Consider the following 13,690-nt stretch of genomic DNA (forward strand, 5'->3'; position numbering starts at 1 on the left):
GAACCGGACGAGCCGGAAGAGGTCGTCAACGGGCCGTCACCGAAAGGAAGCTTGTCTCATGGGGAGCGCGCAGGAGAAGGACGAGCTGTATGCCCTGGACATCTCGGGCGTCGAGTGGCACAGCGCGCCCGGCACCAGTGCGGACGAGGAGCGCGTCGAGATCGCCTATCTGCCGGAAGGCGCCGTCGCCATGCGCTCGTCCGTGGACCCGGACACCGTGCTGAGGTACACCGAGGCCGAGTGGCGCGCCTTTGTCCTCGGGGCGCGCGACGGGGAGTTCGATCTGCGCTGAGCCCGGCGGACCGGGACGGGCGGCGAACAGCGGGTAACAGGTAGGGGCACGCTCCGTCCGGGGGCGTGCCCCTCCGCCGTGCGGGGCGTGCGGTCCGAAGTCGCCTTCGTACGCCCGTTCTGTGCGGGTTCTGTCGTGATCTCGCAGGCAGATGTACCGATTTGACCGATCGCTGTACGCACCTGGGTTGGTTACGTGTTCACTTGGGGGCAGGCGTGGCGTACGGGCCGCTCGCCGGCTGACCCGTCCGCCCTGCCGGAGTGACACCGGGGACGATTAGGGTGGGCGGCGGCGCGGGAGGAGAACCGACAGGCACGTATGCCGCGTCACCGGGTCCTGACGGGCCCAGGGGGAGAGCCGGCCGGACCGGACACCAGGTACGACCGCCCCCGCCCACCACGGCACAAGGGTGCTCGACCACCTCAGGAGGCAAAGTGAACGGCGATCGGGACGAGATCCGCGGAGGCTGGGACCGGCCGCCCGTGGACGATCAGTCCGACGCGGAGCCCGAGGTGACGGGTGAGTTCACCATCGACTACACCCCTCCCGCCTGGTACACGCAGAACACGCCGGGGGAGACGTCCGGCGGGGCGGGGACGGCGGGGCCGCCGCCCGCGCACGAGCCCACGCCGCCTCCGCCCCCGGTGGGCCCGCCGGTGGCGGTGCCGGGGCTGCCGACGGGGAGCGGCTTCGAGCCCGGCTGGACGATTGCGCCTCCGGCACCCGCGCCCGCGCTGGGTACGGGGTCGGGGTCGGATCCAGGTACGGCACCTGACGCCCCGGGTCCTGCCGACGTGGCGGCTTCCGCCGCAGGTCCGGCCGACGGTGCGGCTCCTGCCGCGGGTCCGGTCGCGGCCGGCGTTCCCGGCCCCGGGCCGGCCGCCGTCCCGGCTCCTGGTCCCGGTCCGGTCGCCGCCCCTGCGGGGGCAACCGGCGGGCCCGCGGGCGCGGCGGCCGTGACGCCCGGGCCGGACGCGGTCGCGGCGGCCGGTCCCGACCCGGCCGAGCGCGAGAGCGTGACGGCCCCGGCGGCCCCGGCGGCCCCGGCGGCCCCGGACGGTGGTCCCGCCACCGGTCCGGCCCCGGTTCCCGCCCAGGCGCAGGCCTCCGGCCAGGCCGGAGGCCAGGACGCGACCGGCGCTCCGGAGCTCGGGCCCGACCCGTCCGCCGCACAGACGTCCGAACCCGGACCGGCGGCCCCGACCGCTCCCGCCGAGGCTTCCGGCCCGGCCGCCGCCGCGGAACCCTTCGGTGGCGGTGACGTGGAGAGCGGCGCGACGATGCGGTTCTCTCCCAGCGCGCTCAAGCGCGAGTTCGCCGCACGCGACGCGGCGAAGGCCGCGGCGGCCGCTGACAGCACGGGCGCCGACTCCTCGGACGGCGCGAACGCGGGCGAGTCGCCCGACGGTACGGTCCAGGCCGAGGCCCCGGCCGAAGCGGCGCCCGAGGCCGGGCAGGAAACGCCCGCCGACGGTGACGCGGTCGCCCCGGAGGGCGATCCGGCCCCCGCCGTACCGGCACCGCAGGACGCCCCCGCCGCGCCGGTCGGCGCCGCTCCCCCAGCCCCCGCGACCGGGCCGCCCTGGTCGCCGCAGACCGCGCAGCCCCCGGCCGCCCCCGACGCGGTCGCGCTGCCTCCGCTGCCGCCCGCGTTCCAGCCCGCCGCACCGGCGGCCGCGCCGCAGTGGCCCGTACCCGGACAGGCGCAAGCCCCCGCGCCCCAGCCGCCGTACGGCTGGCCCGCGCAGCCGCACCAGGACACGAGCGGGTACGGCTTCCCGCGGCCGGGACAGCCCGGCCCGGCCGCCGCGCCCGGCCCGAACATCCCGCCCCCGCCGACGGGTTACGGCTTCCCGCAACAGGGACAGCCGGGAGCCCCCGCACCCCATGACCCGGCCGCCCCCGGCCCGAACGCCGTTCCCGCACAGGCCGGTTACGGCTTCCCCCAACAAGGACAGCCCGGCCAACCGGGAGCCCCCGCACCCCAGACCCCCGCCACCCCCGGCCCGAACGCCGTACCCCCGCAAGCCGGTTACGGCTTCCCCCAACAAGGACAGCCCGGCCAACCGGGAGCCCCCGCACCCCAAGCCCCCGCCACCCCCGGCCCGAACGCCGTTCCCGCACAGGCCGGTTACGGCTTCCCGCAGCAGGCACAGACAGAGCAACCGGGAGCCCCCGCCACCCCCAGCCCAAACGCCGTACCCCCGCAAGCCGGTTACGGCTTCCCCCAGCAAGGACAGCCCGGGCCGAACGCCCACCCCCCGCAGCCCGGCTACGGCTTCCCCCAGCAGGGGCAGCCCGGCCCGTACCCGCACGCGGCCGTGCCCCCGCAGGCCGGCTACGGGTTCCCGCACCCCGACTACCCCGCCCAGCCGGGCCCCGTACCGCAGCCGCCCACGCAGCCCCAGCCCCAGCCGCAGCAGGCGACTCCGTACATCCCCCCGCAGCAGGTGCACCAGCCCCAGCCTCACCCGCAGCCGCAGGCCACCCCTCCCACCGACCCGCGGGCCGGGGCCGGTTGGCCGTCCGCCGTGTCGCACGACCACCGCGAGCGGTCCGTGCCGGGCGCCCCGCTCGGCTACACCGCCGCCGTCGAGCTGTCCTCCGACCGGCTCCTGCGCAACACCAAGCCGAAGGCGAAGAGCAGCCGCAACCCGTCCAACGCCTCCCGCTTCAAGATCGGCGGCAAGGCGGCCGAGGCCGAGCGGCAGCGCAAGCTCGAACTGATCCGCACGCCGGTGCTCTCCTGCTACCGGATCGCGGTCATCAGCCTCAAGGGCGGTGTCGGCAAGACCACGACCACCACCGCGCTGGGGTCGACGCTGGCCACCGAGCGGCAGGACAAGATCCTGGCGATCGACGCCAACCCGGACGCCGGCACGCTCGGCCGCCGCGTGCGGCGCGAGACCGGGGCGACCATCCGCGACCTGGTCCAGGCGATCCCGTACCTCCAGAGCTACATGGACATCCGGCGCTTCACGTCGCAGGCGTCCTCCGGTCTGGAGATCATCGCCAACGACGTGGACCCCGCGGTCTCGACGGCGTTCAGCGACGAGGACTACCGGCGCGCGATCGAGGTGCTCGGCAAGCAGTACCCGATCATCCTGACGGACTCCGGCACCGGTCTGCTCTACAGCGCGATGCGCGGGGTGCTGGACCTCGCCGACCAGCTGATCATCATCTCGACGCCGTCGGTGGACGGGGCCAGCAGCGCCTCCACGACGCTCGACTGGCTGTCGGCGCACGGCTACGCCGATCTGGTGCAGCGGTCCCTCACCGTCATCTCCGGGGTCCGCGAGACCGGGAAGATGATCAAGGTCGACGACATCGTGCAGCACTTCGAGACCCGTTGCCGCGGGGTCGTCGTGGTGCCGTTCGACGAGCACCTCGCGGCGGGCGCCGAGGTGGACCTCGACATGATGCGGCCGAAGACGCGCGAGGCGTACTTCCACCTCTCCGCGCTGGTCGCCGAGGACTTCGCGCGGGCGCAGCAGGCGCAGGGGTTGTGGACGTCGGACGGCAACAGCCCGCCGCCGCAGTACGCGCCGCCGATGCCGGGTCCGGGCGGCCAGGGCCAGCCGCAGCAGGGCCAACCGCCGCAGGGCGGACCGTACCCGCCGCAGCAGGCGTATCCCCAACAACCGTACGCACAGCAGCAGTACCCCCCGCAGTACGCGCCCCAGCAACCCCCGCACCAGCAGGTCCCGCAACCCCAGCCCCAACCCCACCCCCAGCCGGGACAGCAGCCCCCGCACCAGCAGGCTCCCCACCAGCCGCCGCCCCCGTCGCCGCAGCAGCAGCCCGGGCACCATCCTCCGCAGCCAGGGCCCCCGCAGGCAGCGCCCGGTGTGCCGCCGGCCTGGCAGCAGCCTCCGCAGGCGCCGCCAGCGCCTCAGCAGTGAGGCGGCAGAGGTAGATACCAATGAGGGTCCGCTCCGTGTTCGGGAGCGGACCCTCTCGGCATTCCGTCTCGGCATTCCCGCAGCCCACACCGGGTGCGGGACGCCGTTGACGCGGCCGGACGAGCGCTGGTAGACCTGCGCTTCACCAGTTGGCGATCCAGAATCCACCCGGCTTCTCCGTGCGAGTGATGACACGAGGTCACCGTCCCATGGTCCACAGCGTTCCCCCACGCCCGACGCGACAGCCCCTGAGGCACTCCTCCCGCTCCTCCCGCTTCTCCCACTCCTCCTCCCCTTCCTCCTCCCGATTCCGCCTGCTCCTGGCTTCCGGCGCCGTGTGCGGCGCGCTCGTGGCCGGGACCGTGATCCCGTTCAACCCCCTGCTCCCGGCACCCCAGCAGGCGCGGGCCGCCGACGGCGGGAAGGTCCTGACCGTCGCGGTCAGCCAGAGTGTCGACTCCCTCAGCCCGTTCCTGTCCCAGACGCTGCTCGGTACGACGGTCCACCGCCTGACCTACGAGTACTTGACGAACTACGACCCCAAGGACGCGCACACGATCCCGGGGTTCGCCACCGCGTGGAAGCCGTCGGCGGACAAGCTCACGTGGACGTTCACCATCCGCGACAACTCGAAGTGGTCGGACGGGCGGCAGGCGACCGCGGAGGACGCCGCCTGGACGTTCAACAAGATGATGACGGACGAGAACGCGGCGACCGCCAACGGCAGTTTCACCTCCAACTTCAAGAAGGTGACGGCCCCGGACCCGCGGACGCTCGTCATCGAGCTGAACAAGCCGCAGGCCACGATGACCGCGCTCGACGTGCCGATCGTGCCCAAGCACATCTGGGAGAAGGTCGGCGACTTCTCCAAGTTCAACAACGACAAGACGTTTCCGATCGTCGGCAACGGGCCTTTTGTCATCACCGACTTCAAGGTCGACCAGTACATCAAGCTCAAGCCGAACAAGACCTTCTGGCGCGGCGCGCCCAAGTTCGACGAGCTGGTCCTGAAGTACTACAAGGACGGGGACGCGGCCGTCGCCGCGCTGCGCAAGGGCGAGGTGTCGTTCGTCCCCAACCTCACCCCGGCGCAGGCCGCTTCGCTCAAGGCCACCGCCGACATCAAGGTCAACGACGCGCCGGGACGCCGCTTCTACGCCCTCGCCACCAACCCGGGCGCCCGCTCGAAGGACGGCAAGAAGTTCGGCAACGGCAACCCGGCGCTGCTCGATCCGGCGGTACGGGAGGCGCTGTTCCGGGCTGTCGACCGCAAGACCATCGTCGACAAGGTCTTCCAGGGGCACGCCGTGGAGGGCCAGGGGTACATCCCGCCGCGCTTCGGCTCGTACTTCTGGCAGCCCTCCCCCGACCAGGCGCTGACGTACGACCCGGCCGCGGCGGCCGCCGTTCTCGACCGGGCGGGCTACAAGAAGAACAGCTCCGGCAAGCGCGTCGGCAAGGACGGCAAGCCGCTCGACCTCCGCATCCTGTGCCACGCCACCGACCCCAACGACAAGGCCGTCGGCAAGTACCTCCAGGAGTGGTGGGGCGAGCTGGGCGTCGGGCTGGAGGTCGAGTGCCTCGACAACGTGTCGGACCCGTGGCTCGCCGGTGACTACGACCTGGCCTTCGACGGCTGGTCCGTCAACCCCGATCCCGACTACGTCCTCTCCATCCACACGTGCGACGCGCTGCCCGCCACGCCCAAGGACAGCGCCGCCACGGACAACTTCATCTGCGACAAGACGTACGACGAGCTCTACGGGCGACAGCTCGCGGAGTACGACCCGGCCCGGCGCGCGGAGCTCGTCAAGCAGCTGGAGTCGCGGCTGTACGACACCGGGTACATGAACGTCATGGCCTACCCGAACGCCGTCGAGGCGTACCGTACGGACCAGATCAAGTCCATCACGACGATGCCGGAGGCCGCCGGCAACCTCTGGGGCCAGGACGGTTACTGGAGCTGGTGGTCCGCGGTACCGGCCGATGGCGGCGGCAGCTCGGACAGTTCGTCCTCCACCGGTGTGGTGATCGGGATCGGAGCCTTCGTGGTGCTCGTGGCCGCCCTCGGGGTCTTCGTCGCGATGCGTCGCCGTTCCACCGCGGAAGACCGTGAATAACCCATGAGTACCGCAAGCACCCCCGGTGTGGCGCGGGACGCCGCCGACGGCCCGGGCAGGACCGGGCCGTCGGACACGGCGGACCGCCGCTCCTCCGGCACCGCGACCGCCTATCTCCTCTACACGGCGGGCAAGTTGGGCGGCGCGGTCGTCTCGCTGATCGCCGTGCTGGTCACCAGCTTCTTCCTGTTCCGGATCATCCCCGGTGACCCGGTGAAGGCCATGACCCGGGGCGTGCCGACGTCGGCCGCGCAACTGGCCACGATGCGCAAGCAGTTCGGCCTCGACCTGCCCATGTGGCGGCAGTTCACCGACTACTGCGCCCACGCCCTGACCGGGGACCTCGGCACCTCGTACCAGTTCCGCGCGCCCGTCGGTGAGCTGATCGCCGAGAAGCTGCCCGCGACCCTGCTGCTCATGGGGGTCGCCGTGGTGATCTACTCGGCGCTCGGCCTCTGGCTCGGCACCCGCACGGCCTGGCGCAACGGCGGCCTCGGCGACCGGATCAACACGGGCGTGGCGCTGACCCTCTGGTCCGTGCCGTCCTTCTGGCTGGGCCTGCTGCTGATCATCGTCTTCTCCGTCGGGATGGGCCCGATCCCCGGGATGTTCCCCACCGGCGGTATGTCGTCGGGCAGTTCGAGCGGTTTCGGGTACGTGGCCGACGTCGCCCACCACCTGGTGCTGCCCGTCGTCACGCTGGTCGCCGTCGGGTACGCGCAGACGCTCCTCGTCATGCGCTCGTCCCTGCTGGACGAGATGGGCGGCGACTACCTGACGACGGCCCGGGCGAAGGGCCTGCGGGACGATCTCGTCCGGCGCCGGCACGCCGTGCCCAACGCCCTGCTGCCCACGGTCACGATGGTGTTCATCAACCTGGGCCATGTGGCGGCCGGTTCGATCCTCGTCGAGACGGTGTTCTCCTGGCCGGGGCTCGGCGGCCTGTTCTACCAAGCGCTCAGCGTGCCCGATCTCCCGCTCGTACAGGGCCTGTTCGTCGTCTTCGCCGGCGCGATGATCCTGATGAACCTGCTCGCCGACCTGCTCTATCCGCTGCTCGATCCCCGGGTGGGCCGATGACACTGGAGAAGACCCCTCCGCTCCCTGCCGCGCCGGGCCCCTCCCTGCCGTCCGCGGCCGCGCTCGCCCGGGCCCGGCGGCGCGCGTCGGTGGCCCGCTTCTGGCGGCAGTACCGTACGCACCGGTCCGGGCTCCTCGGCCTCACGGCTCTCGCGCTGATCGCCCTGATGGCCCTCCTCGCGCCGCTGCTCGTCGGCGACGACGTGCAGAGCGTGACCCACGCGCCCGGGACGGCACTGGAGTCACCGAGCGGCCAATTCCCCCTGGGAACCGACCAGTTCGGACGGTCCCTCCTCGGCCTGCTGGTCTGGGGCTCCCGCATCTCGCTCACCGTCGGGCTGCTCGCGGCGGCCCTGTCCGTCGCCATCGGGACCCTGGTCGGCATCATCGCCGGGCACTACGGGCGGTGGTACTCGACCGTCATCATGCGGATCACCGACTGGTTCCTGGTGATGCCCACCCTGGTCCTCGCGATCGTGCTGGCGACCGTGATGTCCCGGTCCATCTGGACGATCGTCGTGGCGATCGGTGTCACCAGCTGGCCGACGACGGCACGGCTCGTACGGGCGCAGACCATCGCCATCGAGTCCCGGCCGTACATCGAGCGGGCCCGGGCGCTGGGCGGCGGCCACCGGCACGTCATGACACGCCATGTGCTGCCCAACGTCATGCCGTTGGTGCTCGCCCAGACCACCCTCGGCATCTCCAGCGCGATCCTCACCGAGGCCACCCTCGCCTTCCTCGGGCTCGGCGACCCCACCGTCGTCTCCTGGGGCGGCCTGCTCCAGGACGCGCGGGAGGCGGGCGCCGTCTCCTCCGGGCACTGGTGGTACCTCGCGCCGCCCGGCATCGCGATCGCGTGCGTCGCGCTCGCCTTCACACTCTGCGGCCGGACCGTCGAGGCCGTGCTCAACCCCAAGCTAGGGGCGCCCCGTTGACCACCACTCCCTCCCCCGCCCTCCTGGAGATCAAGGATCTCCACGTCACCTACGCCTCCGGCGCGGCGGCCGTACGCGGCGTCGACCTGACCGTCGCGGCCGGTACGAAGCTCGGCATCGCCGGTGAGTCGGGCTGCGGCAAGTCCACCCTGGCCCTGGCGCTGCTGCGCCTGCTGCCCGCCTCGGCGAAGCTGACCGGCGAGATCCTCCTCGACGGCGAGGACGTCCTCACCATGAAGTGGGGGCGGCTGCGCGCCGTCCGGTGGGCGGGGGCGTCGATCGTCTTCCAGGGCGCGATGCACTCGCTCAACGCGGTGCACCGGATCGGCGACCAGATCGCCGAACCGGTGGTGCTGCACCAGCACGCCACCCCGGCGGCCGCCCGGCGCCGCGCCGCCGACCTGCTCGAACAGGTCGGGCTGCCCGCCGCCCGGGCGAGCGCCTACCCGCACGAGCTGTCCGGCGGGCAGCGCCAGCGCGTCATGATCGCGATGGCCCTGGCGTGCGATCCCCGGCTGATCGTGGCCGACGAGCCGACCACCGCGCTGGACGTGATGATCCAGGCGCAGATCCTGCGCCTCATCGAACGGCTGGTCGCCGACCAGGGCATCAGCCTGATGATGATCAGCCACGACCTGACCGTCCTCGCGGACACCTGCGACCGGCTCGCCGTGATGTACGCGGGACGCGTCGTGGAGGAGGGCCCGGCGCGGGCGGTGTACGACACGGCCGCGCACCCGTACGGCCGGGCGCTGTCGGCCGCGTTCCCCCGTATCGGCGACCCCGCCTCCCGGCGGGCCCCGCGCGGCCTTCCGGGCGACCCACCGGACCCCTCGGCACTGCCGGGAGGCTGTACGTTCCATCCGCGCTGCCCGGTCGCGCTCGACTCGTGCGCGGAGGACGACCCGGCGCTACGGGAGGCGGGGGCGGGGCGGCGGGCGGCGTGCGTTCTTGTGGGGTCCGTCGGTGCTCCGGGGTCCGGGACCGCCGCGGACCCGGGGCCGGCCGCCGCCGCCCGCGCGGCCTCGGCCGACCCGGCGGCCGCCGCGGACCCGAGGGCCGCCGCGGACCCGGGGGCCGCCGACCCGTCCGCCGCCGCCGACTCCACCCCCGACCTGGACCCGGCGTGAGGCGCTCCCCCGGCCTCCTGAGGAGCCACCCATGACCACCGCCCCCACGACCACCACGGCCCCTTTGCTCTCCGCAACGGACCTGCACGTCACCTTCCCCGGCCGGCGCGGCGGGGCGCCCGCGCGCGCGGTCGACGGGGTCGACCTCGACATCGCCCCCGGCGAGATCGTCGCCCTGGTCGGCGAGTCCGGCTGCGGCAAGACGACGCTGGCGCGCACCCTCCTCGGCCTGGTGACGCCCACGTCCGGGCACGTCACCTTCGCGGGCGAGACGCTCACCCACACGTCGCGCGCGCTCAAGGCGTACCGCAAGCGGGTCCAACTGGTCCTCCAGGACCCCAGCGGCTCCCTCAACCCCCGCCACACCGTGTACGACGCGGTCGCGGAGGGCCTGCGCATCCACGGGTACGCGGGCGACGAGCGCGAGGCGGTCGCGTCGGCGCTCTCGCGGGCGGGGCTGCGGCCGCCGGAGCGGTTCTTCCTGCGCTACCCGCACGAACTGTCCGGGGGGCAGCGGCAGCGCGTCGTCATCGCGGGCGCGCTGGTCCTGGAACCCGAACTCCTCGTCGCGGACGAGCCGGTGGCGTCCCTGGACGCGTCCGTACGCGGCGAGATCCTGGCGCTCCTGCTGTCGCTGCGCGACGAACTGGGCCTGTCCGCGCTGGTCGTGACGCACGACCTGGGGTTGGCGTGGAACATCGCGGACCGGGTGGCGGTGATGTATCTGGGGCGGATCGTGGAGACGGGGCCGGTGGAGGCTGTCCTGACCGCGCCCCGACACCCCTACACCCGGGCCCTGTTGTCCGTGCTCCCCGAGTCCCCCGGTGACCCGGTCATCCTCGCGGGCGAGCCCCCGGACCCGGCCCGGATCCCCGGGGGGTGTCGTTTCCACGCGCGCTGCCAGGTCTTGGCCTCCGGCGAGGCGGACGCGGTCGCGGACGCCTGCCGAACAAGGACGCTCCCGATCCTGTCAGGCGCCACGGACGCCCAGGTGGCCTGCCACTGGACGCAGTAGCCCACCCTCAATCGCCGGACAGGCTGGATGGTGGCGCCTGCCCGGTGCGCGAGCGCGGCTCAAAGATGTCCTCAAGCGCCGGACGGGCTGGGTGTGGCTCGGGCCCGTTGCCCGTGCGGGTCAAAGACGTCCTCAAGCGCCGGACGGGCTTGAGAGGGGTTGCGCGGGTCGTGACCGATGCGGTCACCGATGTCCTCAAACGCCGGACGGGCTGGAATTGCCTGTACGCGCGCCTGGAAGGGGGGCGGGCAGGGGTCGTGTCCGGAACGTAGAGCGTGTTTTGTGTCGCGTGACGGGGGTTAATCAGCACAGCTTGGTGAGCGCGACGTAAAACATGCAGTGCAGGACATGGCCCCTGGCCGACCCCCGGCGACAAGCCGAGGATCAGATCCGGGCCGCAGCGGGCACCATCGAGCCCGTCCGGCGATTGAGGACAAAAAGCCTGGCGCTACGCCGCGTCCAAGAGTTCGCGGGCGCGCTTCACGTCGTCCCCGATCGCCACCAACAACCCCTCGATGGAGTCGAACTTCTGCTGCCCCCGCACGTACGACAAGAAGTCCACGGTCACGTGCAACCCGTACAGATCCAGCCCCACGCGATCGATCGCGTACGCCTCCACCGTCCGCTCCGTCCCGGCGAACTGCGGATTCGTGCCCACCGAGATCGCCGCCGGCATCCGTTCCCCCGCCGCCGTCAGCCACCCCGCGTACACCCCGTCCGCCGGGATCGCCGTGTGCGGGAGCGTCTCCACGTTCGCCGTCGGGTAGCCCAGCTCGCGCCCCCGCTGCGCCCCCCGCACCACGATGCCCTCGACGCGGTGCGGGCGGCCCAGGATCTCCGCCGCGCCCGCCACGTCCCCCTCGCCGACCAGGCGGCGCGTCAGCGTGGACGAGAACGGCTCGCCGCCCCCCGCGTCGCCGGTGACGTAGAGGTCGACGACCTCGACCTCGTAGTCGTACGTCGCCCCCAACTCCGAGAGCACCGCGACATTCCCGGCCGCCCGGTGCCCGAAGCGGAAGTTCGGGCCCTCGATGACCGCGCGGGCGTGCAACTTGTCGACCAGGACCTTCACGATGAAGTCGGCCGGGGACAGCTTCGAGAACTCGACCGTGAACGGCAGGATCAGCAGCGCGTCCACCCCCAGCTCCGCCATCAGCTCCGCGCGCCGGTGGTGCGGTGCGAGCAGCGGCGGGTGGCTGCCGGGGCGCACGACCTCGCTGGGGTGCGGGTCGAAGGTCACGACGACCGACGGCACCCCCAGCTCCCGCGCCCGCTCCACGGCCCGGCCGATGATCAGCTGGTGTCCGCGGTGCACGCCGTCGTAAGAGCCGATGGTGACGACGCTGCGCCCCCAGTCCTGGGGGATGTCCTCCAAGCCACGCCAGCGCTGCACTGTGACCGCTCCTCGCCCGAAACTGTGTACGTGATTGCCGGATTACGCAGCTCTAAGACTGCCATGCCCGGGGCCCGCCCCCCGCATCGGCACCGAGGTCCACGGGTCCTCCCGGCACCCGCGAGACGGCTTCCCGGGAAGAACGCGCCCCTCGATGCTCCCGCCGCACACCCCACGCGCCCCGCCGAAGGGGTGACGCGGAGGCCTGAGGTGGATAGACCCTTCCCGGAGGGGGATCGTGGGACGGCCGGGCGTGCCCGGCCGCCCCACGGTATGTCCGGCGCCGGCGCCCTGCACGAGGTCCGTTACGAGGTCCGGCGCGAAGGCCCCGACACCAAGCCCCGGCGCGGGAGCGACGACGCCTCAGCCGAAGACCGCGAGGCTCTTCGTCTTCCCCTGCTGGTCCTCCACGAGCGCCAGCAGCCCCCCGCCGGGCCCGAACACCGCGACCGGCCCCGTCCCGTACTCCGGTATGTCCAGCCGCACCCCGTTGAGCAGCAGCCGCGCACGCCGCTCGTCCACGTCCCAGCGCGGGAACGCCGCCGCCGCCGCGTCCGCGACGGGCATGACGGTCAGCTCCTCCTGGAGCTGGTCCAGCGTCCGCGCCGCGTCCAGCGCGTAGGGGCCCACCCGGGTCCTGCGCAGCGCCGTGAGGTGGCCGCCGACCCCGAGGCCCGCGCCCAGGTCGCGGGCGAGGGCGCGGATGTACGTCCCCGAGGAGCAGACGACGGAGACGACGAGGTCGACGACGGGGGTGCCGTTGTCGGCGACGGCCTCGCGCACGTCGTACACCTTGAACGAGGAGACGGTCACCGGGCGGGCCGGGATCTCGAACTCCTCGCCGCCGCGCACGCGCGCGTACGACCGCTTGCCGTTGATCTTGATGGCGCTCACCTTGGACGGCACCTGCATGAGAGGTCCGGTGAGGGCCGCGACCCCCGCGTCGATCCCCTCACGGGTGACGGCCGACGCGTCGGTGGACGTGAGGATCTCGCCCTCGGCGTCGTCGGTGACGGTGTCCTGGCCGAGCCGGATCGTACCGAGGTACTCCTTCTCGGTCAGCGCGAGGTGGCCGAGGAGCTTCGTGGCCCGTTCCACGCCGAGGACGAGGACGCCCGTCGCCATGGGGTCGAGCGTGCCGGCGTGGCCGACGCGGCGGGTCCTGGCGATCCCCCGCATCTTGGCGACGACGTCGTGCGAAGTGAAACCCGACGGCTTGTCCACGATGACAAGCCCGTCGGGTGTGGTGGTCTGGTCAGTCATTCCTTGGCGGAGCCGTCCTCGTCGGTGGCGGTGGAGGTGCCGGTACGGGAGTCGGCGGCGGCGATGTCGTCGGCGGCCTCGTCGGCGCCCGGCTCAGCAGCGCCCGGCTCAGCAGCGCCCGGCTCATCGTCGGAGCCCTCCGGCTTGCGGTACGGGTCCGCGCCGGCCGCGTACGTCTTGCCGGTCGACACCTCCCGTACCTCCGCGTCCTTCGCCCGCGCCTTGTTGAGGAGGTCCTCTATGGTGCGGGCGTTGTCCGGGAGGGCGTCCGGGACGAAGGCCAGCGTCGGGGTGAAGCGGACCCCGGTCTGCCGGCCCACCTCGGAGCGCAGCACGCCCTTGGCGCTCTCCAGGGCCGCCGCGGACGCAGCGCGCTCCTCGTCGTCGCCGTAGACCGTGTAGAAGACCGTGGCCTCCCGCAGGTCGCCGGTGACGCGGGCGTCCGTGATGGTCACGAAGCCGAGTCGGGGGTCCTTGATTCGCCGGTCCAGGGTCTCCGCGACCACGACCTGGATGCGATCGGCCAGCTTGCGGGCCCGCGCGTTGTCGGTCACCGG

Annotated in this window: 10 protein-coding genes; 7 read left to right on the forward strand and 3 right to left on the reverse strand. The window is 72.8% G+C overall.

Annotated features, from left to right (window positions below):
* Positions 1-58 precede the first annotated feature (58 nt).
* From HA039_RS08670 to HA039_RS08700, 7 genes are all read left to right on the forward strand, one after another.
* Positions 59-292, forward strand: coding sequence for a DUF397 domain-containing protein (locus tag HA039_RS08670; RefSeq protein ID WP_161306834.1), 234 nt, complete (start codon positions 59-61; stop codon positions 290-292).
* A gap of 434 nt (positions 293-726) precedes the next feature.
* Positions 727-4,194 (forward strand): SCO5717 family growth-regulating ATPase, encoded by a 3,468-nt coding sequence (locus tag HA039_RS08675; RefSeq protein ID WP_167026255.1) that lies wholly within the window; start codon positions 727-729, stop codon positions 4,192-4,194.
* A gap of 209 nt (positions 4,195-4,403) precedes the next feature.
* Positions 4,404-6,314 carry an ABC transporter substrate-binding protein gene (locus HA039_RS08680; protein ID WP_167026258.1) on the forward strand — a complete coding sequence of 637 codons (1,911 nt, stop codon included), beginning with the start codon at positions 4,404-4,406 and terminating at the stop codon, positions 6,312-6,314.
* A gap of 3 nt (positions 6,315-6,317) precedes the next feature.
* A complete protein-coding gene (locus HA039_RS08685; RefSeq protein WP_167026261.1) occupies positions 6,318-7,394 on the forward strand; it encodes an ABC transporter permease in 1,077 nt (358 codons plus the stop codon).
* Entirely contained in the window at positions 7,391-8,332 is a 942-nt protein-coding gene (locus HA039_RS08690) for an ABC transporter permease (RefSeq protein ID WP_167026264.1), read from the forward strand. Before HA039_RS08685 ends, HA039_RS08690 begins: the two co-directional genes overlap by 4 nt.
* On the forward strand, positions 8,329-9,462 hold the full coding sequence (locus HA039_RS08695) for an ABC transporter ATP-binding protein (RefSeq protein ID WP_167026267.1): 1,134 nt from the start codon (positions 8,329-8,331) through the stop codon (positions 9,460-9,462). Before HA039_RS08690 ends, HA039_RS08695 begins: the two co-directional genes overlap by 4 nt.
* A 31-nt stretch (positions 9,463-9,493) precedes the next feature.
* Positions 9,494-10,477: an ABC transporter ATP-binding protein gene (locus tag HA039_RS08700; RefSeq protein WP_167026271.1), complete on the forward strand. Its 984-nt coding sequence runs from the start codon at positions 9,494-9,496 to the stop codon at positions 10,475-10,477.
* 448 nt (positions 10,478-10,925) lie between these two features.
* Here the strand turns inward: HA039_RS08700 and HA039_RS08705 are convergent, their stop codons facing one another.
* The 3 genes from HA039_RS08705 to rbfA all read right to left on the reverse strand — a co-directional run bounded on the left by HA039_RS08705 (position 10,926) and on the right by rbfA (position 13,687).
* Complete coding sequence (locus HA039_RS08705) at positions 10,926-11,870, reverse strand: bifunctional riboflavin kinase/FAD synthetase (RefSeq protein WP_167026274.1); 945 nt, start codon at positions 11,868-11,870, stop codon at positions 10,926-10,928.
* 363 nt (positions 11,871-12,233) lie between these two features.
* Positions 12,234-13,133 carry a tRNA pseudouridine(55) synthase TruB gene (gene truB, locus HA039_RS08710; protein WP_167026277.1) on the reverse strand — a complete coding sequence of 300 codons (900 nt, stop codon included), beginning with the start codon at positions 13,131-13,133 and terminating at the stop codon, positions 12,234-12,236.
* Positions 13,130-13,687, reverse strand: coding sequence for a 30S ribosome-binding factor RbfA (gene rbfA / locus HA039_RS08715; RefSeq protein WP_167026280.1), 558 nt, complete (start codon positions 13,685-13,687; stop codon positions 13,130-13,132). Before rbfA ends, truB begins: the two co-directional genes overlap by 4 nt.
* Positions 13,688-13,690 lie beyond the last annotated feature (3 nt).

The organism is Streptomyces liangshanensis, from assembly GCF_011694815.1.
GTDB lineage: Bacteria > Actinomycetota > Actinomycetes > Streptomycetales > Streptomycetaceae > Streptomyces > Streptomyces liangshanensis.